Genomic DNA, 22,345 nt, shown 5'->3' on the forward strand with positions numbered 1-22,345 from the left:
CTAAGCGGGGAAGGGGGAGGAATGGGAGAGAACCAATGATCGATTTCTCAATCGAACCCGAATTCCAGGCCAGGCTCGACTGGATGGAGCGCTTCGTGCGCGACGAGTGCGAGACGATGGACCTGCTGTTCCCCGAACAGGGCGCGCAGTTCGACCCCGGCTACACGGCCGCCCGGCGGCACCTCGGGCCGCTGCAGGAACAGGTGAAAGCGCAAGGTCTGTGGGCCTGCCATCTCGGCCCGCATCTGGGCGGACCCGGCTATGGGCAGGTCAAGCTCGGGCTGATGAACGAGATCATCGGCCGCTCCACCTGGGCGCCGACCGTCTTCGGCACGGCCGCGCCGGATACCGGCAATGCCGAAATCCTCGCCCTGTTCGGCACCCCCGAACAGAAGCGCAAGTACCTCGGACCGCTGATGGCCGGCGAGATCGTCTCGTGCTTCTCGATGACCGAGCCGCAGGGCGGTTCCGACCCGGAGGTCTTCACCTGCCGGGCCACGCGGGATGGCGACGAGTGGGTGATCGAGGGCGAGAAGTGGTTCTCGTCCAACGCCCGCTTCGCCAGCTTCCTGCTGGTCATTGCCGTGACCGACCCGCAAGCGCCGCTGACCGAACGGATGAGCATGTTCGTGGTCCCTGCCGAGACGCCCGGCATCGAGATCCTGCGCAATGTGGCCATCGCCGGGGACTTCGACCCCGAGAACGGCCACCACGCGCATTTGCGCTACAACAAGGTGCGGGTGCCGCTCGATCACATGCTGGGCAATCCGGGCGAGGGCTTCAAGGTCGCGCAGGCGCGGCTTGGCGGCGGGCGCATCCACCATGCCATGCGCACGGTCGGCATGTGCAACCGCGCGCTGGACATGATGCTGGAGCGCGCGGTTTCCCGCCGCACCAAGGGCAAGCCGCTGGGCGAGCACCAACTGGTCCAGGCCAAGATCGCCGATTCCGTGATCGAACTGGAACAGTTCCGCCTGCTCGTCCTCAAGACCGCCTGGCTCATCGACGAGATCGAGGCCGGCCGCCTGAAGCACGGAGCCGCGCGCAAGCACATCGGCATGTGCAAGGTCGCGATGGCGCAGGTCTACGCCAATGTGGTGGGCCGGGCGCTGGAGATCCACGGATCGCTGGGCATCTCGCTCGATATGCCGCTGGCCAAATGGTACGGCGGCAACATGGCGCTCGCCTTTGCCGACGGGCCGACCGACGCGCACCGCTCGCAACTGGCGCGGGCCTACCTCAAGCGCGCCACGCCGGCCGAGGGCATGTTCCCTACCGAGCATATCCCCACGCGCACGGCCAGGGCACTCGAACGCTACCCCGACGCGCGGTCCGCCTGAGATGGACCCGCTGTTCGACTTCACCGGCAAGGTCGTGCTCGTCACCGGCGGCTCGCGCGGGCTCGGCTATCAGATGGTCCGCGCCTTCGCCGAGCGCGGGGCCGACGTGATCGTCGCCAGCCGCAAGCTCGATGCCTGCGAGGCGGTCTGCGAGGAGATGCGCGGCATGGGCCGCAAGGCGCTGGCGATCGCCGCCCACGTCGGCCGCTGGGACGAGTGCGACCGGCTGGTCGAGCAGGCCTACGCGGCGTTCGGGGCTGTGGATATCCTTGTGAACAATGCCGGGATGAGCCCGCGCCTGCCCAGCCACGAGGTCAGCGAGAAGCTGTTCGACGCGGTGCTGAACCTGAACTTCAAGGGCCCGTTCCGGCTCTCCTCGCTCGTTGCCAAGCAGATGTTCGACACGGGCGAGGCGGGCGGGCCGGGCGGGTGCATCATCAACGTCACCTCCTCGGGCTCGATGATGCCGTTGCCGCAAGTGGTGACCTATGGAGCATCGAAGGCGGCACTCAATGCGATGAGCCGCTCGCTGGCATGGGAATATGCGCCGCACGTCCGGGTCAACACCCTGTCCCCGGGCGCCTTTCGCACCGACATAGCCGAGGCCTGGCCCGACAAGGGAAAAGGGCCGATCGCGATCCCACGCGGGCACGCGGCAAATCCGGAGGAGATCGTCACCGCCGCCCTGTTCCTGGCCAGCCCGGCTTCGGTCAACGTCACCGGCTCGATCGTGCGTTGCGACGGCGGGCAGCATTAGTCCTCCCCGGCATGCGGAGGAGGGACCACTCGCAGAGTGGTTGAGGGGCATGCGCACGCTTTTCAACGCTTTCGTCGTGCGGGAGTGCCCCTCCACCGCAGGGGGAGAAGAAAGGAGTTTTCCATGACCCTTGCCGTCATGGCCCACCAGTTCGGGCCGCCCGAAAGCTATGCCCTCAAACACTTCGACCCCGGCGCGCCGGGCGAGGGAGAGGTGCGGGTGGCCATCCGCGCCGCCGGGGTGTCCTACGTCGACGTGCTGACCGCCATGGGCCAGTACCAGTTCAAGCCGACGCTGCCCTACATTCCCGGCAGCGAGGCGGCGGGCGTGGTGGAGGCGGTGGGTCCCGGGGTCAGCCACCTGGCCGAGGGCGACCGCGTGTTCTGCGGGGGCATGGGCGGCCTTTTCGCGCAGTCCAACCTGTTCCGCGCGACCGGCTTGGCGCAGATCCCCGAGGCGATGAGCTTCGAATCCGCCGCGGTCTTCGCGGTCAACTACCAGACGGCGTACTATGCGCTGGCGGATCGCGCCCGTGTCCGGCCCGGCGAGACGCTGCTGGTGCTGGGGGCGGCCGGGGGGACCGGCTTCGCGGCAGTGCAGGTCGGCCGGCACCTGGGCCTGCATGTGATCGCGTCGGCATCGACCCCGGACAAGCAGGCCGTAGCCCGGGCAGGCGGTGCCGACGCGGTGGTGACGAGCGGCGCGCCCGACTGGCGCGAACAGGTCGTGGCGGCCAATGACGGCAAGCCGGTCGACGTGGTCTTCGATCCGGTCGGCGGCGAGGCGACCGAACCGGCCTTCCGCGGCCTCGGCTACGACGGGCGCCATCTGGTGATTGGCTTCACCGCCGGGATCGCGGCGCTGCGGACCAACCTGCCGCTGCTCAAGAGCGCCAGCCTCGTGGGCGTGCAGATGCGCGACCATGCACTCAAGCGACCGGCCGAGGCCGCGGCCATGCGCCGGAAGGTCATCGAACTGGCCGGCGACGGACTGTTTTCGCCGGCAATCGCCGCGCGTTACCCGATCGCGGACTATGCGGCGGCGATGAACGCGGCGTTTTCCGGCAAGGCGGCGGGGCGGATCGTGCTGCTGACGGCGTGAAGCCCGTTTGTGCGCGGCGTCCGGTACCGCCTCCAGGCACCGGGCCAAGCGCCGGGGCGATGTTGTCGGCCCGGCACGATGAAGATCGGCTTGCCTGCCTTGCGGAGTCGTCCGCGCCGGGCATGATGCGCGCGAAGAATCCGAACCGATCGACATCAGTCGGCGGCGGTCATGGGCGAGAATGCGAAGGACGTGCATCGTGCGCCTTGCATCCCGCCACCGGGAGAGAGCCATGGCAGAGACGTCGTTCGCGTTCGACCCGCGCAATGTCCCCGGAGGCCCGCTCATGTTCCGCGGCACCAGCGACGAGGACTGCTGCCGTGGCGACGTCTGGACCGACGACGGCTCGACAATCGACGCGCGCACCGAGCGCCGGACGGTGGGGGCCATCTCGATCATCCGCCTGCGGTCGGGCGCGAACCTGTTCTTCCGCCGTTCCCGCCAGCATATCCGCCAGGATGCGACCGACCTGTCGATCCTGTGGTTCGTGAAGCACGGCGAACTGGCGATTTCCAGCCAGTGCGGCAACCGCGTGGCTCGGCCCGGGGATTTCGCTGTCACCTGCTCGACGGTGCCCTTCATCCTGGAATGCCGCAAGGGAGCCGAGGGACGGCACGAGGCGTTGCACGTCACCGTGCCTACCCACATCCTGCGCGGCCACCTCGAACGGGATTTCGGGGCCGGCCTGTTCATGGCGATGGAGCGCCCCGAACTGGCGATCGCCGAGACCATCCTGACTGACGTGCTCCACGACGACTGCGGGCTGGGCGAGGAATCTGCGCGGCTGCTGGTCGATACGGCGCTGGGCCTCATCGGCAACGCGGTCCGCGCCGGCGAGAACCCACAGCCGGCCCGGCAGTCCATCGCCGAGCGGCGGCTCGAGGACGTGCTGCGCTTCATCGACGTGCACTTGTCGGACCCGCGGCTGTCGACCGCGACGGTCGCCAGGGGATGCGGCATTTCGCCGCGCTACCTCTCGTTCCTGCTACGGCTGCGGGACACCTCGTTTTCCGAGGTGATGTGGGAGCAGCGGCTCGCCAGGGCCAGGGCCTGGCTGTCCAGGTCCGACCCGCGCGAAATCTCGATCAGCGAGATCGCCTACGGGGTGGGCTTCAAGAGCCCGGCGCACTTCAGCCGCATGTTCAAGCGCGCGTTCGGCGGCGCCCCTCGCGACTATCGCGGCGAGTGCGGTGCCGATGGCGCGCGGATCGCGGTTCCGCCTCCCCCGCACTCTCCCTCTCCCTCGCCACGCTGGCGCATGGGCGGCGGGCGTTTGCAGTAGGGAGGGGGCAAAAAGCGCGTTGGGGCGATGCTTGCCGGGCCGCGATGGCGCGTGCTTGCATCGCCACGGGGGCCGGCGAATGTTCGTCGCACAAGACCTCAGGAGAGATGCCCATGAAGATGAAACTCGTCGCGCTCACCCGTCCGCTACCCGGCCGGGAGGCGGAGTTCAACGAGTGGTACGACACCACGCACTTGCCCGAACTGGTCAACAAGTTCGGCATGGCCGGCGCCCAGCGCTACAAGCTCGCCGCCCGGCTGATGGGCAGCGACGAGAACGAATTCCTCGCGATCTACGACATCGAGGCGGATGATCCGATGACGTTCCTCGGCGCGATGGGCGCCGCCGCGAAATCCGGTGAGTTGACCACCAACGACGCGCAGGACTTCGGAACCTGCTACACCGCGCTGTTCACCGAACACGGCGAGCGGGTGGTGCCTAGCTGAGGTAGCGGGCAGGCTGCGCGGGGCGGTACGCGCTACCGCCCCGTGAAGTTCGGCTTGCGCTTTTCCTTCAAGGCCTGGATGCCTTCGAGGTGGTCCGCGCTGCGCACGCTGAGGCTTTCGTAGGCGATCCCGGCGTCCATCAGGGCCGTGGCGAGCCGCTTGAGTTCGAGGTTGGTGAGGATCTTGGTCGCGCGGATGGCCAAGGTGGCGCCGTTCAGGAGCCGGCCGCAGAACGCGTCCACGGCCGCATCCAGGACCTCCAGCGGTACGCAGTGATTGACCAGGCCGATCTCGGCTGCCTGGCTTGCGGTGAGGAGTTCGCCGGTCAGCAGGTATTCCTTGGCGCGCGTCAAGCCGATGCGCTGGGCCCAGATTACCGCGCCGCCGTCCCCGGCCACGAGGCCGAGGCCGACGTGGGGGTCGCCGATCTTCGCTCCCTCCGCCGCGAAGATCACGTCGCACAACAGCGCCAGCGTCGCGCCCAGGCCCACCGCGTGTCCGTTCAACCGGCACACCACCGGTTTGTCGATGTCGAGCAGGGTCGAGACGATGCGCTTGGCGACGCGGGTTTCGTGGTCGAACAGATGCGGGTTCCTGGCATTGTTCTCGATGTGGTCGAGATCGCCGCCGGCCGAGAAGGCGCGGCCGGCCCCGGTCAGCACGATCACGTCCGAGCCGGTGTCGACTTGCGCGAACAACAGCGCGGCGGCGAGGTCGTCGTGCAGCGCCAGGTTGACCGCGTTGAGCGCATCCGGCCGGTTCAGCGTGATGCGCAGCAACCGGCCTTCGCGAGCCATCTCGATCGTGCCCAGGGCGGGCAGGGCGGGCAGGGCGGGGGCGGTCTCGGTCATGCGGCGGGTCTCCCTCTCTCTTGCCGCACCCATAGGCACAGGTGCGTTCGAGGCCACGCGAAAACGCAAGTTCGGGCGCAACCATTCGCTCCGGCGAAACCTGAGGCGCGCGCGCCGTTGCGCGTTGCCAAAGGTCGAGAACTTCGTTCTACGCTATTGAACGCATGCGCAGCAGCGCAGCCTGACGGACGAGAGGAGCAGCCACGATGACGCAGTTCGACGAGACTTTCGACTGGGTGGTCGTGGGCAGCGGTGCAGGCTCGATGGCCTCGGCGCTGCTGATGAAGCAGGCCGGCAGGTCGGTCGTCATCCTCGAGAAGGCGCAGTGGGTGGGCGGCACGACGGCCAAGTCGGGCGGGGTCATGTGGATACCCAACAACCGCTTCATGGACCCCGGCGAGGACAGCCTGGAGCAGGCCTGCCGCTACCTCGACGCGGTCGTGCCCGATGGCCCGGATTCGCCCGGCACCAGCCCCGCGCGCCGCCGCACTTACGCGGCGGAGGCCCCCAAGATGCTGGACTTCATCGTCGGGCAGGGCGTGGCCATGGAGCGTGGATCGACCTTCTGGCCCGACTACTACGACGAGTTGCCCGGCGGCGTGAAGACCAGCCGCACCGTCACCGCGGTCCCCTTCGACACCAACCAGCTCGGCAGGCAATGGGCGCCCAAGCTGCGCCAGGGCTTCCTCGAAGTCCCCGTCCGCCTCGACGACGGCATGAAGCTGCCGTTCATGAAGCATTCCTGGGCGATCAAGCGGATGTTCTTCCGGATCGCGCTCAAGCTCGTGGCGGGGAAGCTGACCGGCAAGCACTGGGTCACGGCCGGCGCGGCGCTGCAGGGGCGGATGCTCAAGGCGGTGCTGGACAAGGAGGCGGCCGATATCCGCGTCGATTCGCCCGTCACCGAAGTCCTCATGGATGGCGGGCGGGCGGTGGGCGTCGTCACCGTGCGCGACGGCGCGCCGTGGCGCATCGGCGCGAAGCTGGGCATCCTGGTGAACGCGGGCGGCTTCGCGATGAACCAGGCCATGCGCGACCAGTACATGCCCGGAACCCAGTCGAAGTGGTCGAACGGCATCGAGACCGACACCGGCGACCTGCACCGCGAACTCGCCGGCAAGGGCGCCCGACTGGCGCAGATGGACCAGATGGTCGGCTTCCAGATGAGCGAGGCGCCCGGCTGGGATACCGACTACGTCAAGCCCGGGACCCAGAGCACCACCGGCAAGCCCCACGCCATCCAGGTCGACCAGAGCGGCGTGCGCTACATGAACGAGGGCGGCTCCTACGAGGAGTTCTGCGAGAACATGCTGGTGCGCAACCGCACCGTGCCCGCCATCCCGAGCTGGGCGATCATGGACCAGCAGTACATGGACGAATACGCCGTCGCCGGCAAAGGCACGGCGAAGAAGGGCATGGACAAGTGGCTCGCCTCGGGCTGGATGCGCCGCGCCGAAAGCGTCGAGGCGCTGGCCGCGCTGATCGACGTCCCCGCCGAAGCGCTCGCGGCCACCGTCGAGCGCTGGAACGGCTTCGTGCGCAGCGGCCGCGACGAGGATTTCGCACGCGGCGAGCGCGCCTACGACAACTGGCTGGGCGACCCGTTCTTCAAGGATGGGCCCAACCAGTGCATGGGCACGATCGAGAAGGGCCCGTTCTACGCGATCCCGATCGTGCCGGGCGACGTCGGCACCTATGGCGGGGTGGTGTGCGACTGCGATTCGCGGGTTCTGCGCGAGGATGGCACGGTCATTCCCGGCCTTTATGCCTGCGGGGTCGCAACCGCGTCGCCGATGGGCCGGGTCTATCCGGGGGCGGGCGCCAGCGTCGGGCCGTCGATGACGTTCGGCTGGATCGCCGCCAGGCATGCGGCGGGGCTGGGCAACCAGTTCGGCTAGGCTCCTCGCCGCGGCAACGGTACCCAGGTTTACACGGTTTACACGGTTTACACGGTCCAGGGGGCGAATGGCGCAACCTTGGCGCGGAAGGTTGGTCGTGCACCTCGCCCTGTCACCTTGCGCGGCGCGGGGCGCCGGCGTGAGGTGCGGCATGATCGGTGGGCAGGGCTGCGGCATGGCGCGATGGTAGCGCAAGCCGGGGCAAGTAGGAAAACGGCGGTTTGCCGCCATTTGCCCCGGCGCGCCCATGCCATCGCTCGATGGGACATATGCGATACCGCCGAGGCGTTTCGCTCGCGCTTGCACGGGCCGGTACGACAGGTACTGAACTGATGTTCAGCCCCCGCCCGACCGGACCCTCGTCCGATCGGCCGGCAGGCCAAGCCGAGCGAGAGAGGACCCATGAGCCAGACGCCAGAGAACAGGGCATCGCCCGACGCCGCCACCCAGCTCGACATCTTCCGCCGGATGCTGCGGATCGAGCGCAACGACGAATTCACCCGCACCCAGATTCGCCGGGGCCGCATCACAGCGCCCTACTATTCGGCGCGCGGGCAGGAAGTGATCCCCTCCACCCTGTCGAACCTGATGACCGACGACGACGTGATCTGCACGATCTATCGCGGCATCCACGACATGGTCGCCAAGGGCATGCCGCTGCGCCCGCTCTGGGCCGAGATCTGCGGCCGCGTCGACGGCACCTGCAAGGGCAAGGGCGGCCCGATGCACCTCACCCACCCCGAAACCGGCGTGATGGTGACGACGGGCATCGTCGGCTCCTCGATGCCGATCGCCAACGGCTTCGCCTGGGCCTCGCTGCTCGACGGATCGAAGCGCGTGACGATCGCCTACTTCGGCGACGGCGCCAGCAACATCGGCGCCTTCCACGAATCGCTCAACCTCGCCTCGGTGTGGAAATTGCCGGTGATTTTCGTGTGCTCGAACAACGGCTTCGCCGAGCATACCCGCTACGAGAACGGCACGTCGGTGGACTTCATCTCGAAGCGCGCGATCGGCTACGGAATGCCCGGCTACACCGTCGACGGCAACGATCCCTTCGACATGTACGCCCACGCCCACGCCGCGATCGAGCGGGCCCGTGCGGGCGAAGGCCCGACCCTTCTGGAATGCAAGACCTTCCGCTTCATGGGGCACGTCTTCGGCGACAACGACGCCTACATGACCAAGGAGGAGAAGGCCGAGGCCCTGGCCAAGGACCCGCTCGTCCTGTTCCGCCAGTTGCTGATCGACACCGGCGTCGCCACCGAGGCGCAGTTGGAGGAGATGCAGGCGCAGATCGAGGCCGAAGTCCAGGACGCCATCGATTTCGCCTTCGAGAGTGGATACGCGTCGGTGGACGAACTGCGCCGCGACGTCTTTGCCGAGGAGATTCCGGCATGAGCACCGATACCGTAGACATGCTCAAGATGACCGGCCAGGCCGCGATCACCGCGGCGCTGTTCCAGGCCATGGAGGAAGATCCCAAGGTCCTCGTCTTCGGCGAGGACGTGGCCGACCGCGAGGGCGGCGGCGTCATGGGTACGACGCGCGGCCTTTCGAGCAAGTTCGGCGACTTGCGGGTGCGCTCCACCCCGATCGCCGAGCAGTCGATCATGGGCGCCGCGGTCGGCGCGGCGATGGCCGGCTACAAGCCGGTGGCCGAGATCATGCTGATGAACTTCATCACCGTGGCCATGGACATGATCGTCAATCACGCCGCCAAGCTGCGCTTCATGTCGGGCGGGCAGAGCCAGGTCCCGCTGGTGATCCGCACCCTGACCGGCGCCGGCTGGCAGACCGCCGGCCAGCACTCGGACCACTACGAGGGCTGGTTCGCCCACACCGCCGGCATCAAGGTCGTCGCACCTGCCACTCCGGCGGACTACAAGGGCCTGCTGCTCTCCGCGATCCAGGACCCGGACCCGGTCCTGTTCATCGAGAACAGCCGCACCCTGTTCGTCCCCGGGGAAGTCGCGCCCGACCAGGGCCCGATCCCGCTGGGCAAGGCCCGCGTCGCCCGCGAGGGCACGCATATCTCGCTCATCACGTATTCCGGGATGGTCGCCAACTGCCTTGCGGCCGCCGAGGAACTGCAGGCGCAGGGCATCTCCGCCGAAGTGATCGACTTGCGCACGGTGTCGCCCTGGGACAAGGACGCGGTCCTCGCCTCGGTCGACAAGACCGGCCGTGCCATCGTCGTCCACGAGGCGGTGCGCCACTTCGGCCCGGGCGGCGAGATCGCCTCGACCATCCAGGAAGAGCTGTTCCGCAAGCTCAAGGCGCCGGTCCGCCGGCTCGGAGCGCCCTACAGCGCGGTGCCTTTCGCCAAAGTGCTGGAAGATGCCTTCCTCGTGCAGCCGGCCGACATCGCCGCCGCCGCCAAGGCCTTGTGCGCCTACGCGTGACCGGCTGACCGCCGGACGACGCCATGCCCCTCTCCCGCCTGGCGGGGGAGGGGTTTTGCGTTGCCGTCCGCCTGGATACGCGGGCCGGGCATTCACCCGACGAAGGCTTGCTCCCGCTTCTCCGGCCGGATGTAGATCGAGGTGATCTTGGGCGAGAGCGCCTTCATCCGCGTTTCCAGTTCCTCGATCAGTGTCTCGGCCTCGCCCATCGGCAGGTCGTCGGCGAAGTCGGCGCTGATCGCCACGAAGACCGCGTCGGGTCCGGTGTGGACGGTGCGCACGTGATTGACCGCGGTGATGCAGGCATTGCCGTCCATCACCGCGCGCAACTGCTCGATAAGGCGGGGATCGGCCGCTTCGCCGATCAACAGGCCCTTGGACTCGCGCGCCAGCAGCACCGCCACGCCCGCCAGCACCAGGCCGATGAGCACCGATGCCGCGCCGTCCAGCCGTGGATCGCCGAAATACCCGCTCGCCCAGATGCCGAGCGCGGCGACGACGAGGCCGACCAGCGCGGCGCTGTCCTCGAACAGGACGATGAAGCCCGGCGGGTCCTTCGAGCGGCGGACCGTCTGCCACCAGCCCTGTCCGTCGCGCCCGGCATTGAATTCGCGCACGGCAAGGACCCAGGACGTGCCCTCCATCAGGAAGGCGATGCCCAGGACCACGTAGCTCAAGGTGGGGTCCTCGATCGGGTGGGGTTCGCGGATGTGCGCCAGCCCCTCGTAGATCGAAATGCCCGCGCCGCCTGCGAAGATCAGGATCGCGACGACGAAGGCCCAGAAATACAGCTCGCGTCCGTAGCCGAAGGGATGGCCGGCATCGGGCGCCCGCCGGGCGCGCTTCTGGCCGTAGAGCAGGAGGACCTGGTTGCCGCTGTCGACCAGCGAGTGGACGCCCTCGGTCGCCATCGCGGAAGAACCGCCGATCGCCGCCGCGGCGAACTTGGCGATGGCGATCCCCACGTTCGCCGCGAGCGCCCCGTAAAGGACGATGTTGTCACGGATGTGCGAAGGACCGCCCCGGTCGGGAGCGGAAGGGTTAGCGGTGGCCATGGCGGGACAACGAACGAGACGCCCGCCCGTTTCGCCTGCGCCGAGAGAGTTTGCCCTATGCCGATTCCGCGGCAAGCGGGCAGAACGACTCGCTCAGGCGACGTTGGCGAAGCGGGTGGGGTCGGCGTCGCCCCTGATCTCGCCTTGCGTCGCTCCCTTGAGAAGCAGCGCCGCGTCGAGATAGGGGGTCGGGTCGATCAGGTCGCCGCGCCGCCGGAAGGGCAGCGTATCGGTGGAAAGCGCCCCCAACTCGGTGCCTGCGAACATCTCGAAGTGCAGCATGCTCATCTTGAGCTTCACCAGCCAGCCGACGTGCGCGATGCCGAAATTTTCCCCTTGCCTGGAGTAAAAGTGTCGGACCGGTTCAGATCATCGCAAATGAAAAACGATGTTATTCTTCGTAATGGCGGCGTTTATAGAAAGGCGCCTGCCTATTTCAGGCTCTCCAGTGCTTCGCGGCCCATGCGTTCCTTCCAAAGGTCGGGCGAACCGCAAAGCTGGAGATTGAGCATCGCCCGCTTCATGAAGTGGTGGATGGGGTGTTCCTCGGTCAGGCCGATGCCGCCGTGGAGCTGGATCGCCTCCTCGGTGACGAAGGCCAGCGCCTCGGCCGCCAGCGTCTTGGCGGCGCCCAGTTGCGCGATGCTGGCCTGTTCGTCGCGCGCGCGGCTCCATACCAGCGCCTCGGCGGCGGCGAGGCGGGTCTTCATGTCGGCGGCGCGGTGCTTGAGGGCCTGGAACATGGCGATCGGCCGGTCGAACTGGCGGCGCATCTTCATGTAGTCGATCGTCAGGTCGAGCGCGGCCCCGGCGGCGCCGAGGCAGTCGGCGGCGATCGCCAGGTGAGCCTCGGGCGCGAGCAGGTCGTGCAGCGCGGCAGCGCCATCGGCATCGGTGAGCCGCAGCGCCGGGTCTGGCGCATAGCCTTCGAGCACCACGTCGAAGAGGCGGCGGCCGGGGTCCCACACCTGCCGTTCGACGATGGTGACGCCGGGCGCGTCGCGCGGCACCAGTGCGTAGCCGGCAGGCAGCCCGGCGACCACGGCTACCGCCATGTCGGCATCGAACACGCCGGCGATCACGCCCGAGATCGTGCCGTCCGCCGCCGCCGCCAGCCTGGCGGGAAGAAGGTGCAGGGGGGCGTATTCGCCGGCGGCGAGGCGCTCCAGCCAGTCGGCGCGGGCGTCGAGGAGATCGCTGGCGGCCACCGCCTGCAGGCCCAGTTGCGCCGGGATCAGCGGCGTCGTCGCCAGGACCCGGCCCATTTCGCAATGGATCGCGGTCGATGCCTCCCGGCCCAGACCCAGCCCGCCGTCGGCTTCGGAAAGGCGGACCAGCAGCCAGCCCATCTCGGCCACCAGTCGCCAGCTCTCGTCGCGGCCGGGGGAGAGGGCGTCGGCGGGAAAGGCCTTGCGCGCGGCATCGGTCAGTTCGTTGAGTTCGATCATGTCACAAGACCCAGTTCTTCGGTTCGCGCGGCATGTCGAGCATGCGTTCGGCGATGATGCCGCGCTGCACTTCCTCGCTGCCGCCGGCGATGGTCCAGGCGTAGGAGTTCATGAAGTCGGCCATCCAGTTTCCGGTATTGAGGTCGCCGAAGGTGATCGGCGCGACGTACTGCTCGGCCATGCCGCCCAGGCGCAGGCCCAGTTTCGAATAGGCCCGCAGTGCCCGGCTGTAGCTGTTCTTCACGATCGAGGCGTCGCCCATGCGCTCGACGCCCCTGATGCGGTTGTCGAGGAACTGGTCGGCGACGGCGCATACCGCGTCCACTTGCGTGACCAGTTCGCCGAAGTCGCGCAGCACGCCGCGATCCTCGCCGTGCCCGCTTTCGGGGTCGCGGACCAGCGCGGCGATGCGGCCGAGCGCGCCGCGCATGCGGTAGCTCAGTTCCATCAGCGTGAGGCCGCGTTCGGAGGCCAGCGTCGCCTGCGCCACGGCCCAGCCCTTGCCCTCCTCGCCGACGCGCTCGGTGACCGGGATTACCACTTCGTCGAGGAAGATCTCGGCGAATTCCTCGTCGCCCTGGATCTGGTGGATCGGGCGCACCGAGACGCCGGGCGCGGCCATGTCCATCAGCAGGTAGGTGATGCCGGCCTGCTTGGCCCCGTCGGAGGACGTGCGCACCAGCAGCAGGCATTTCTGCGCGAACTGGGCCATCGTCGACCAGACCTTCTGGCCGTTGACGACGTAGACCTCGCGGCCGTCGCGCATCTCGCGCACTGCCCGGGTCTTGATCGCGGCGAGGTCCGATCCGGCACCCGGCTCGGAGAAACCCTGGCACCACGTCTCGCCCTCGAGGATGCGGGGCAGGTACTTGTCTTGGAGTTCCGTGCTCGCGCATTCGTGGAGCGTGGCGAAGGCGTGGTAGGTGGAGACGAAGGACAGCAGCAGGCGCGGCGTATCGGCCTTGGCGAGTTCCTCGTAGATCACCTTCTGCTCGGCGAGGCTGCGTCCGCCGCCCGGGAACCGCGCGGGCCAGTGCGGGATCGCGTAGCCGGCCTTGACCAGGCGGGCGAACCAGTCGCGCTGGGTGGCGACGAAGTCGCCTTGCGTGCGGCTCGCGTCGCGCCACCCGGTGGGGGCCTCGGCGGCGAGGAAGGCGCGCACGTCCTGGCGCAGCGTTTCGAGATCGGGCGTATCGGTCATCCGCACGTCCAAGCACAGCGGCCTCCCGTGCGTCCACAAGGGGCGGTACGCGCGGGCGATATCGGGTGGGAAGCAGGAAAGGGGGGGCTCAGGCGAAGGCGCAAAGGCGCGAAAGTGCGGCACTCGCGGCATGGCCGCTTGCCATCTCGATGGCGCGGGGGCCACGGCCTCGCTGAAGGAAATAGCCTGCGACGCAGCACCGTCACCTTCGCGCCTTCGCGTGATGCCGCCTTTCCTTGACTACACCGCCACCTCGATAACATCGCCCTCGATGCGCACCGCGTAAGTCTCGATCGGCATCGTCGCGGGCGGGTTGATCGGCTTGCCGGTCTCCAGGTCGAAGCGGGCGCCGTGGACCGGGCAGGAGATCCATCCCGCGCGCACCCGGCCGCACTCCAGCGCCTCGTAGGCATGGCTGCACAAGTTGCGCACTGCGAAGATGCGCTCCTTCGCGTTGACCAGGATCACGCTGATCCCGCCCACCTCGACCACTTTCTTGCCGCCCGCCGGAACCTCCTCCAGCTTCGCCACCGCGACGAATGCCTTCTCGCTCATCGTGTTGTCTCGACCTTCTGCATCGTTCTTCTCCCGGGCCTTGCTCCGGCCCCGCTTTGCGTGCCCTCATGGCGCAAGCGCGCCGCGCGCGCCAGAGCGGGAGAAAGCCGCCGGCGCGATAATGGAGAAGGCGGGAGGCCGGTTTCGTCGTGCCTTGTTCGTCCCGGCGGTAAACGCGGTGCCGCCCTTGTTCACGCCCGCAGGCCGGGTCTACCCACGGCCCGAGGACTGGGAGAGGCCTGCGCCGATGCAATTCGAATGGACACCCGAGCAGGACGACTTCCGGCACAATATCCGGGACTTCCTGCACGCCAACCTGCCCGGCGACTGGGAGGCGTTCTCCGAGCACGGCCCGGCATCCCCGGCGCTCACCGCCTTCGCGCGCGAATTCTGCGTCAAGCTCGCGGACGCGGGCATCCTCTTCCCGCACTGGCCGGTCGAGATGGGCGGCGACGGGCTGGGCCCGTGGGAGCAGCAGATCCTCGCCGAGGAGATGTGGACCGCCGGCGAGCCGCGCGGCGGCCAGTACATGAACGTCAACTGGATCGGCCCGACGCTCCAGAAGTACGGCACCGACGAGCAGAAAGCCCGCTACCTCGAGCCGATCACCAAAGGCCAGTCGCTGTGGTGCCAGGGCTTTTCCGAGCCCGACGCCGGGTCCGACCTCGCCGCGCTGCGCACCCGGGCGGTGCTTGCCGATGGTCACTACGTCCTCAACGGCCAGAAGATCTGGACCAGCTACGCCGGCCTTGCCGACACCTGCTTCCTGCTCACCCGCACCAGCGACGACCGCAAGAAAGGCATCACCATCATCCTGGTGCCGATGGATACGCCCGGCATCACGGTCCGCCAGATACCCTCGCTGATCGGCGAGGGCGACATCCACGAAGTCTTCTTCGACGACGTCACCGTGCCCGAAACCGCGCGCTTCGGCGACGAGGGGCAGGCCTGGGAGATCGTCGCCTATTCGCTGCGCAACGAGCGGCTGGGCATCCCGCGCTTCACGCTGGCGCGCGCCGCGCTCGACCGGGCGGTGGCCATGCTGCAGGACGAGGGCCGGTTCGAGCGCGAAAACGTGCGGATCGAGGCGGCCCGCTGCGCGGCGCTGTGCGAGGCGGCGAGGACGGCCAACTACGCCGTCGTCCAGAAGCGCGTCGACGGCCTCGCCATCGGCGCGGAGTCGAGTTCGGCCCGCTACGCCACGGTCATGGCCGAGCGGGCGGTGTGCGAGTTCGTCGTCGAGTTCGTGCCGCAGGCGCTGGCCGGGGCATCGCCCTACCTCAAGATGCACCACCAGCGCGGCATCGTCGCCGGGGTCGCCGCCGGATCGGCCGAGATCCAGCTCAACATCATCGCCAGCGACGTGCTGGAACTGCCCCGGGAACCGCGCTGATGCAGCTTGCCCTGAGCGAAGACCAGGTCCAGGTCCTCGACTTCATCGACGCCCTCGCGCGGCCCTATGCCACGCTGCCGATGCACGACGTTTCGCTGGCGCTGGAAAGCGCGGACCTCGACGCCGCGCTGGTGGAGAACGGCTTCCTCGACGTGATGGCGGTCGAGGAACTGGGGCCGGTCACCGCCGCGCTGGTGGTGGAGAAACTGGCGCGCCTGCCTTTCGCGGTGGAGGCGGCCCTATCCGCGCTGGTGCGGCCGCTGGTCGATCCCGACCTGCCGCGCCCGCTGTGCCTCGTCGAGGAAGGGCGCACCGGCGGGCCGCTCCGCTTCCTGCGTCCGGGGGCGAGCGTGGTGGTCGTGGGGCCTTCGGGCGTGCGCAGCTTCACCGCGACGCACGATATGATCGCGCCGGCGCAGGGGGATACGCTCTATGCCTATCCGGTCGCGTTCCTGACCCATGTGCCCGAGGCGACCACCGCACACGACGTCGACGCCGCGCAAGTCCTGCGCGCGTGGCGCGTCGCGATCGCGGCGGAAGCGGCGGGGCTGCTGGGCGCGGCGCTGGCCAGCGTGGTGACTTACGTGTCGGATCGCAAGCAGTTCGGGCGCCCGCTGGCGACGTTCCAGGCGATGCGCCACCGTCTGGCCGAGGATCAGGTCGTCACCAACAGCGTCCACTGGCTCGCCCTGCGTGCCGCCGGGACCGGCGATCCGGGGGACGCGGCGCTGGCGCTGCTCCATGCGCAGGAGGCGGCCAGGCGGGTGTGCTACGACTATCACCAGTTCCTAGGCGGCATGGGCATGACGCTGGAGCATCCGCTGCACTTGTGGACCTACCGCCTCAAGCTGCTCACTGCCGAACTGGGCGGGCGCGGGGAGCAGGGGCTGGCGGCGGCGGCGGCGCTGTGGGGCGATGCGGGGTCCTCGTCCGGGACGGCGTGTGCGTCCCACCCCTTCACGCCATCACCGCCACGCTGTCGCACACCAGCCTGACCAGTTCGGGCAGTCCGCGCACGCCCAGCTTGGCGTAGAGGCGCTTGGAATAGTTGCGCGCCGTCTCCAAGGTCAGGCCCATAGCCTCGGCGGCTTCCGCGATCGACTGGCCCTCGTTGAGCGCGATCGCCAGTTGCGCCTCGCGCGGGGGCAGGTCGAACAGGCGAGCCAGGCGATCGACGCTCTGCGCGGTGCGCGCGTTTGGCAGGCGGCACAGTGCCAGCATCGAGGGGCGCGGCATGTCGCTGGTGGCGGTCAGCAGAGCCTCGAGTCTCGGATGCTCGTGCAGCAGGACCGGGCGCGGTGTCGGGGGGCGTGCCGAGGGATCGTCGGCGGTGAACAGCAGGGCCGCCGCCGCGAGTTCCCGCTCGGGCTGGACGCCGAGGTCGCGCAGGCGTTCGCCCGGGCGCGGCGCGTAGTCGAGGTTGCCGCGCATCCAGGCATCGAGGCGCGGGTCGATCGCCAGCAGGCGGGCCTCGCGGTCGAACACCATCCAGGCGGTGGCGCTGCGTGCCATCCCTTGTGCGCTCACGCTCGCGCGGATGCGGTGGTGTTCCAGTGCCAGGTAGCTGCGCAGCGTCGCCTCGACGTAAGGCGCGAGCGAGGAGAGCAGGGCGCTGTCCGCCGCCTCGCAGGGCTTGGCCCGGGCGAGGATCAGCCAGGCGTCGGTCTCGGCGATGCGCGGCAGGCGCACCACGCGCTCGTCGGCGATGCCGAGGCGGCCCATCTTCGCCATGCGCTCGGCCCGGAAGACGGGATCGTGGTCGACGAATTCGCCGACGCCATAGACGCGACCGGGCCGCAACTGGTCGTAATGGAGGCGTTCCAGCGCATGCATCTCGAACGGATCGAGGTCGCGCGCGGCGCTGCGCAGGTCGCGCCCGGCGTGGAAGTCGGTGATCTGGGCGTGCGGGCCGTCGCCCTGCTTCATGACGATGCTGACGTATTCGGCATCGCTCCGTCGCCGCAAGCGCCCGAGGAACTCGCGAAACTGCGCCGCGTCGCCAATTCCGGCTATCAGCGGCAGCAGAAGATCTGTCTCGTCCGTCGATGTCAGCGCCATATCGCCCTCCCATATGGGAGGTTTGCCCGACTGTCATCCCTGCAAAAGCCGATTCGTACCCTGCGAACGACGGGGCCGACCCAATGAAGGGAAGCCTGATGAAGACCCTCACGCACCTCGACAGGCTCGAGGCGGAAGCCATACACATCATCCGCGAGGTCGTCGCCGAGGCGGAGAAGCCGGTGATGCTCTACTCGGTGGGCAAGGACAGCGCGGTAATGCTGCACCTGGCGCGCAAGGCGTTCTATCCCTCGCCGCCGCCGTTCCCGCTGCTCCACGTCGACACGACCTGGAAGTTCAAGGCGATGTACGAGCTGCGCGACAAGATGGCGCGCGACAGCGGCATGGACCTGCTGGTCTACCAGAACCCCGAAGCGATCGAGAAGGGCATCAACCCGTTCGACCACGGCGCCCTCCACACCGACATGTGGAAGACCGAAGGGTTGAAGCAGGCGCTCGACAAGTACGGCTTCGACGCGGCCTTCGGCGGCGCCCGCCGCGACGAGGAGAAGAGCCGCGCCAAGGAGCGCATCTTCTCGTTCCGCACCTCCTCGCACGGCTGGGACCCCAAGAACCAGCGGCCCGAATTGTGGAACCTCTACAATGCCCGCAAGGCCAAGGGCGAATCGATCCGCGTGTTCCCGATCTCCAACTGGACCGAGCTGGACATCTGGCAGTACATCCACCTCAACGACATCCCGATCGTCCCGCTCTACTTCGCGGACGAGCGCCCCACCGTGGAGCGCGACGGCATGCTGCTGATGGTCGATGACGAACGCTTCCCGCTCGAGCCCGGCGAAGTCCCGGTGATGCGTTCGATCCGCTTCCGCACGCTGGGCTGCTACCCGCTGACCGGCGCGGTGGAGAGCGAAGCGAAGACGCTGCCGGACGTGATCCAGGAGACGCTCCTCACCACCACATCGGAGCGGCAGGGCCGCGCCATCGACAAGGACGCCGGCGGTGCCGGCATGGAAGTCAAGAAGCAGCAGGGGTACTTCTGATGGCCGACGTTGAAACCAAAGAAGCCGTCTACGTCACCGACCAGCTGATCGCGGACGATATCGACGCATATCTGGTCCAGCACGAACACAAGACGATGCTGCGCTTCATCACCTGCGGCAGCGTCGACGACGGCAAGTCCACCCTCATCGGCCGCCTGCTCTACGATTCGAAGATGATCTTCGAGGACCAGCTCGACGCGCTCACCGCCGATTCCAAGAAGGTCGGCACGCAAGGGCAGGACATCGACTTCGCGCTGCTGGTCGACGGTCTCGCCGCCGAGCGCGAGCAGGGCATCACGATCGACGTCGCCTATCGCTTCTTCAACACCGAGAAGCGCAAGTTCATCGTCGCCGACTGCCCGGGCCACGAGCAGTACACGCGCAACATGGTGACCGGCGCCTCGACCGCCGACCTCGCGGTGATCCTGATCGACGCGCGCAAGGGCGTGCTGGTGCAGACGCGCCGGCACTCGTACCTGTGCCACCTGATCGGCATCAAGAACATCGTCCTGGCGGTCAACAAGATGGACCTCGTCGACTACGACGAGGTCGTGTTCGACGCCATCGTCAAGGACTACACCGAGTTCGCGTCCTCGATCGGGATCGAGAGCTTCACCGCCTTGCCGATCTCCGGGTTCAAGGGCGACAACATCACCACGAAATCGGAAAATACCCCGTGGTACAAGGGCCCGACGCTGATCGAGCACCTCGAAACCGTCGAGGTGCTGTCCTCGGTCGATGCCGACAAGCCGTTCCGCATGCCGGTGCAGTGGGTCAACCGTCCCAACCTCGACTTCCGCGGCTTCTCGGGGCTGATCGCCACGGGCGGCGTCAAGCCGGGCGACAAGATCCGTGTCCTGCCCTCGGGCAAGACCAGTACGATCACCCGCGTCGTCACATTCGACGGCGACCTCGATGAAGCGGTCGCCGGCCAGTCCGTCACCGTCTGCTTCGAGGACGAGATCGACTGCTCGCGCGGTTCGGTGATCTCGGTCGCGGACAATCCGCCGCAGACCGCCGACCAGTTCGAATCGACCGTCGTGTGGCTGGCCGACGAGGCGCTGATCCCCGGCCGCGCCTACTGGCTCAAGCTGGGCACCCAGACGGTCTCGGCCACGGTGCAGGAGCCCAAGTACACGGTCAACGTGAACACCATGGAGCACATGGCGGCCAAGACGCTCGAACTGAACGCCATCGGCGTCGCCGAGCTGACCACCGACAAGCAGATCGTCTTCGAGCCCTACGCCGACAACCGCACGCTGGGCGGCTTCGTGCTGATCGACAAGATGACCAACGCCACGGTCGCGGCGGGCATGCTCAACTTCAGCCTGCGCCGTTCGCAGAACGTGCACTGGCAGGCGATCGACATCGACCGCAAGCAGCACGCCAGCCTCAAGAACCAGAAGCCGGCGGTGCTGTGGTTCACCGGGCTCTCGGGCTCGGGCAAGTCGACCATCGCCAATCTCGTCGAGAAGAAGCTGCACCGGATGAACCGGCACACCTTCCTGCTCGACGGCGACAACGTGCGCCACGGGCTCAACAAGGACCTGGGCTTCACCGAGGCGGACCGCATCGAGAACATCCGCCGCGTGGGCGAAGTGGCCAAGCTGATGACCGACGCGGGGTTGATCGTCATCACCGCGTTCATCTCGCCGTTCCAGGCGGACCGCGAGATGGTGCGCGCGATGCTGCCCGACGGCGAGTTCATCGAGGTGTTCATCGACACTCCGCTCAAGGTCGCCGAGGCGCGCGACGTCAAGGGCCTGTACAAGAAGGCACGTGCCGGCGAGCTGAAGAACTTCACCGGCATCGACAGTCCCTACGAGGCGCCGCGCAACCCCGAAGTGCGCGTCGACACCACCGTGATCTCGCCCGAAGAGGCCGCCAATCTCATCGTCGACACCCTGCTGGGAGACATCTGATGAGCTACAGCGATGGCGATCTCGCCGCGAAGCTGGCCGACGAGGCGGGCAAGATCCTCCTCTCGGTCCGCGCCTCGGGCCTGTTCGGCGGCAAGGCGCTGGGCAAGGCCGGGGACCAGACCGCGAACCAGTTCCTCTGCCACGCCTTGCGCGAGCAGCGGCCCGAGGACGGCCTGCTCTCGGAAGAGGAGAAGGACAACGCCGACCGCCTCGCCAAGAGCCGGGTGTGGATCGTCGACCCGGTCGACGGCACCCGCGAATACGGCGAGGAGCGCGCCGACTGGGCGGTCCACGTCGGCATGGCGGTGGACGGCGTGCCGGTGCTCGGCGCGGTGGCGCTGCCCGGGGCCGGACTCGTGCTGCGCTCGGACGAGCCGGGCGAAGTTCCGCCCGCGCCCGAAACCTTGCGCATGGTGGTGAGCCGTACCCGTCCCGCCCGGGAAGCCACCGGCGTCGCCGAGGCGATCGGTGCGGAACTGGTGCCGATGGGTTCGGCGGGCGCCAAGGCCATGGCGATCGTGCTGGGGCAGGCGGACATCTACCTGCATTCGGGCGGCCAGTACGAATGGGACAGCTGCGCGCCGGCCGCCGTCGCACTGGGCTGGGGCCTGCACGTCTCGCGCATCGACGGCACGCCTTTGGTCTACAACCGGGAAGACGTCTACATGCCCGACCTGCTGATCTGCCGGAAGGAACATGCCGAGCTGGTCCTGCGCGAAGTCGCGGCACTAGTTTGAAGGCACCCTCGTCCCGGACCAGCTCCGGGACGAGGGAGCATTGCCACGATATCATCAACATTGTCGGTCAGTGACACTCTCGTTATAGCCGTGCCCTTTCCGGTCGAAGGGGGCACACCATGGAAGTCAGGACGAGGCGCAGGGTCAGAGACCCGGCCGCGACGCGCGAGGCGATCCTCGATGCGGCCTGCATCCTGCTGGCCAAGGACGGGCTCGAAGGCGTCAGCCTGTCCGCCGTGGCGCACCTCGCCGCGGTAAACCGGGGCACCGCCTACCAGCATTTCGAAACGCGTGAGAAGCTGATCGAGGCCACTATCCAGTGGGTCTCGGACAAGCTGTTCCGCGCGGTCTTCGGCGATCCCGAGACCGTGGGCGAACGGCGGGTCGAGGAAGTGGACACCGCCGCGCTCACCGATCGCCTGTGCGGATTCGCCATGGAGAACCCGGAAATCTGCCGCGTGTGGCTGCAGCAGGTGCTGGCATCGCCCGATCCGAGCCAGGACCCGTTCTGGCGCGAGTACGCCGGATCGCTCCAGCGCTTTGCCGACACCAGGCTGGCGATGCCCGGCATCGATGCCGAAGTGCTGGCGGTGATGAACCTGGCCGGCGTGTTCTTCTGGCCGATCTTCGCGCGCTCCCACGCCGCCAACGAGGACGAGCGCAACGTGCTTTCGCACCGCTTCACGCACGAGATCCTGCGCCTGTCGATGTATGGCTCGATGAACGCGCCGCGCTTTCCCGAAGTCGCGGAGCGGCTGGCGGCCGAAGACGGCAAGCCACGCGTCTGAGCCCATCGTCGTCCCGGATCGAGCCCGGGATGCGCATCGGCTCTCCTATTCACCTCCCGTCCGGGCGGCTTGTCGTCGCACTATTTCGCCTAGGCGATGCCGGTCCC

General features: G+C 68.0%; 21 protein-coding genes. 14 read left to right on the forward strand and 7 right to left on the reverse strand.

Annotated features, from left to right (window positions below):
- The first annotated feature begins 35 nt into the window (after window positions 1–35).
- From ACFFDA_RS13000 to ACFFDA_RS13020, 5 genes are all read left to right on the forward strand, one after another.
- Window positions 36–1,340, forward strand: coding sequence for an acyl-CoA dehydrogenase family protein (locus ACFFDA_RS13000; RefSeq protein WP_404480875.1), 1,305 nt, complete (start codon window positions 36–38; stop codon window positions 1,338–1,340).
- A gap of 1 nt (window position 1,341) precedes the next feature.
- Window positions 1,342–2,097 carry an SDR family NAD(P)-dependent oxidoreductase gene (locus tag ACFFDA_RS13005; RefSeq protein ID WP_404480876.1) on the forward strand — a complete coding sequence of 252 codons (756 nt, stop codon included), beginning with the start codon at window positions 1,342–1,344 and terminating at the stop codon, window positions 2,095–2,097.
- Between the two features lie 123 nt (window positions 2,098–2,220).
- Window positions 2,221–3,198 carry an NADPH:quinone oxidoreductase family protein gene (locus tag ACFFDA_RS13010; RefSeq protein WP_404480877.1) on the forward strand — a complete coding sequence of 326 codons (978 nt, stop codon included), beginning with the start codon at window positions 2,221–2,223 and terminating at the stop codon, window positions 3,196–3,198.
- 232 nt (window positions 3,199–3,430) lie between these two features.
- Complete coding sequence (locus ACFFDA_RS13015) at window positions 3,431–4,480, forward strand: helix-turn-helix transcriptional regulator (RefSeq protein ID WP_404480878.1); 1,050 nt, start codon at window positions 3,431–3,433, stop codon at window positions 4,478–4,480.
- 113 nt (window positions 4,481–4,593) lie between these two features.
- Entirely contained in the window at window positions 4,594–4,926 is a 333-nt protein-coding gene (locus tag ACFFDA_RS13020; protein ID WP_404480879.1) for a hypothetical protein, read from the forward strand.
- Window positions 4,927–4,958: 32 nt separating this feature from the next.
- Here ACFFDA_RS13020 and ACFFDA_RS13025 read toward each other — a convergent pair whose 3' ends face one another.
- Entirely contained in the window at window positions 4,959–5,777 is an 819-nt protein-coding gene (locus ACFFDA_RS13025; protein WP_404480880.1) for an enoyl-CoA hydratase/isomerase family protein, read from the reverse strand.
- 206 nt (window positions 5,778–5,983) lie between these two features.
- On the opposite strand from ACFFDA_RS13025, the gene ACFFDA_RS13030 reads away from it, so the two are divergent.
- The 3 genes from ACFFDA_RS13030 (at window position 5,984) to ACFFDA_RS13040 (ending at window position 10,080) form a co-directional block, all read left to right on the forward strand.
- Window positions 5,984–7,675, forward strand: coding sequence for an FAD-binding protein (locus tag ACFFDA_RS13030; protein WP_404480881.1), 1,692 nt, complete (start codon window positions 5,984–5,986; stop codon window positions 7,673–7,675).
- A 402-nt stretch (window positions 7,676–8,077) separates the two neighbouring features.
- Window positions 8,078–9,076, forward strand: coding sequence for a thiamine pyrophosphate-dependent dehydrogenase E1 component subunit alpha (locus ACFFDA_RS13035; protein ID WP_404480882.1), 999 nt, complete (start codon window positions 8,078–8,080; stop codon window positions 9,074–9,076).
- The gene (locus ACFFDA_RS13040) at window positions 9,073–10,080 is read left to right on the forward strand and encodes an alpha-ketoacid dehydrogenase subunit beta (RefSeq protein WP_404480883.1); all 1,008 of its coding nucleotides are present in this window, start codon (window positions 9,073–9,075) and stop codon (window positions 10,078–10,080) included. Before ACFFDA_RS13035 ends, ACFFDA_RS13040 begins: the two co-directional genes overlap by 4 nt.
- Window positions 10,081–10,172: 92 nt before the next feature.
- Here ACFFDA_RS13040 and ACFFDA_RS13045 read toward each other — a convergent pair whose 3' ends face one another.
- The 5 genes from ACFFDA_RS13045 to ACFFDA_RS13065 all read right to left on the reverse strand — a co-directional run bounded on the left by ACFFDA_RS13045 (window position 10,173) and on the right by ACFFDA_RS13065 (window position 14,339).
- Window positions 10,173–11,135 (reverse strand): cation diffusion facilitator family transporter, encoded by a 963-nt coding sequence (locus ACFFDA_RS13045; RefSeq protein WP_404480884.1) that lies wholly within the window; start codon window positions 11,133–11,135, stop codon window positions 10,173–10,175.
- A gap of 93 nt (window positions 11,136–11,228) precedes the next feature.
- Entirely contained in the window at window positions 11,229–11,423 is a 195-nt protein-coding gene (locus ACFFDA_RS13050) for a hypothetical protein (protein ID WP_404480885.1), read from the reverse strand.
- Window positions 11,424–11,566: 143 nt separating this feature from the next.
- Window positions 11,567–12,583 (reverse strand): acyl-CoA dehydrogenase family protein, encoded by a 1,017-nt coding sequence (locus tag ACFFDA_RS13055; protein ID WP_404480886.1) that lies wholly within the window; start codon window positions 12,581–12,583, stop codon window positions 11,567–11,569.
- 1 nt (window position 12,584) lies between these two features.
- The gene (locus ACFFDA_RS13060; protein WP_404480887.1) at window positions 12,585–13,784 is read right to left on the reverse strand and encodes an acyl-CoA dehydrogenase family protein; all 1,200 of its coding nucleotides are present in this window, start codon (window positions 13,782–13,784) and stop codon (window positions 12,585–12,587) included.
- 240 nt (window positions 13,785–14,024) lie between these two features.
- The gene (locus ACFFDA_RS13065; RefSeq protein WP_404480888.1) at window positions 14,025–14,339 is read right to left on the reverse strand and encodes a Rieske (2Fe-2S) protein; all 315 of its coding nucleotides are present in this window, start codon (window positions 14,337–14,339) and stop codon (window positions 14,025–14,027) included.
- A 247-nt stretch (window positions 14,340–14,586) separates the two neighbouring features.
- On the opposite strand from ACFFDA_RS13065, the gene ACFFDA_RS13070 reads away from it, so the two are divergent.
- Together ACFFDA_RS13070 and ACFFDA_RS13075 are read left to right on the forward strand one after the other, a co-directional pair.
- The gene (locus ACFFDA_RS13070) at window positions 14,587–15,732 is read left to right on the forward strand and encodes an acyl-CoA dehydrogenase family protein (protein ID WP_404480889.1); all 1,146 of its coding nucleotides are present in this window, start codon (window positions 14,587–14,589) and stop codon (window positions 15,730–15,732) included.
- Complete coding sequence (locus ACFFDA_RS13075; RefSeq protein WP_404480890.1) at window positions 15,732–16,727, forward strand: acyl-CoA dehydrogenase family protein; 996 nt, start codon at window positions 15,732–15,734, stop codon at window positions 16,725–16,727. The genes ACFFDA_RS13070 and ACFFDA_RS13075 overlap by 1 nt, the downstream gene beginning before the upstream one ends.
- Here the strand turns inward: ACFFDA_RS13075 and ACFFDA_RS13080 are convergent.
- Window positions 16,690–17,790, reverse strand: coding sequence for a helix-turn-helix transcriptional regulator (locus ACFFDA_RS13080; protein WP_404480891.1), 1,101 nt, complete (start codon window positions 17,788–17,790; stop codon window positions 16,690–16,692). The genes ACFFDA_RS13075 and ACFFDA_RS13080 overlap by 38 nt on opposite strands.
- Before the next feature lie 98 nt (window positions 17,791–17,888).
- Here ACFFDA_RS13080 and cysD point away from each other — a divergent pair, with 98 nt between their 5' ends.
- From cysD to ACFFDA_RS13100, 4 genes are all read left to right on the forward strand, one after another.
- The gene (gene cysD / locus ACFFDA_RS13085; RefSeq protein WP_404480892.1) at window positions 17,889–18,791 is read left to right on the forward strand and encodes a sulfate adenylyltransferase subunit CysD; all 903 of its coding nucleotides are present in this window, start codon (window positions 17,889–17,891) and stop codon (window positions 18,789–18,791) included.
- Window positions 18,791–20,713: a sulfate adenylyltransferase subunit CysN gene (cysN, locus tag ACFFDA_RS13090; protein WP_404480893.1), complete on the forward strand. Its 1,923-nt coding sequence runs from the start codon at window positions 18,791–18,793 to the stop codon at window positions 20,711–20,713. The genes cysD and cysN overlap by 1 nt, the downstream gene beginning before the upstream one ends.
- Entirely contained in the window at window positions 20,713–21,450 is a 738-nt protein-coding gene (locus tag ACFFDA_RS13095; RefSeq protein ID WP_404480894.1) for a 3'(2'),5'-bisphosphate nucleotidase CysQ, read from the forward strand. Before cysN ends, ACFFDA_RS13095 begins: the two co-directional genes overlap by 1 nt.
- Before the next feature lie 119 nt (window positions 21,451–21,569).
- Window positions 21,570–22,238, forward strand: coding sequence for a TetR/AcrR family transcriptional regulator (locus ACFFDA_RS13100; protein WP_404480895.1), 669 nt, complete (start codon window positions 21,570–21,572; stop codon window positions 22,236–22,238).
- Window positions 22,239–22,345 lie beyond the last annotated feature (107 nt).

This window comes from Novosphingobium sp. BL-52-GroH (genome assembly GCF_044813085.1).
Lineage (GTDB): Bacteria > Pseudomonadota > Alphaproteobacteria > Sphingomonadales > Sphingomonadaceae > Novosphingobium.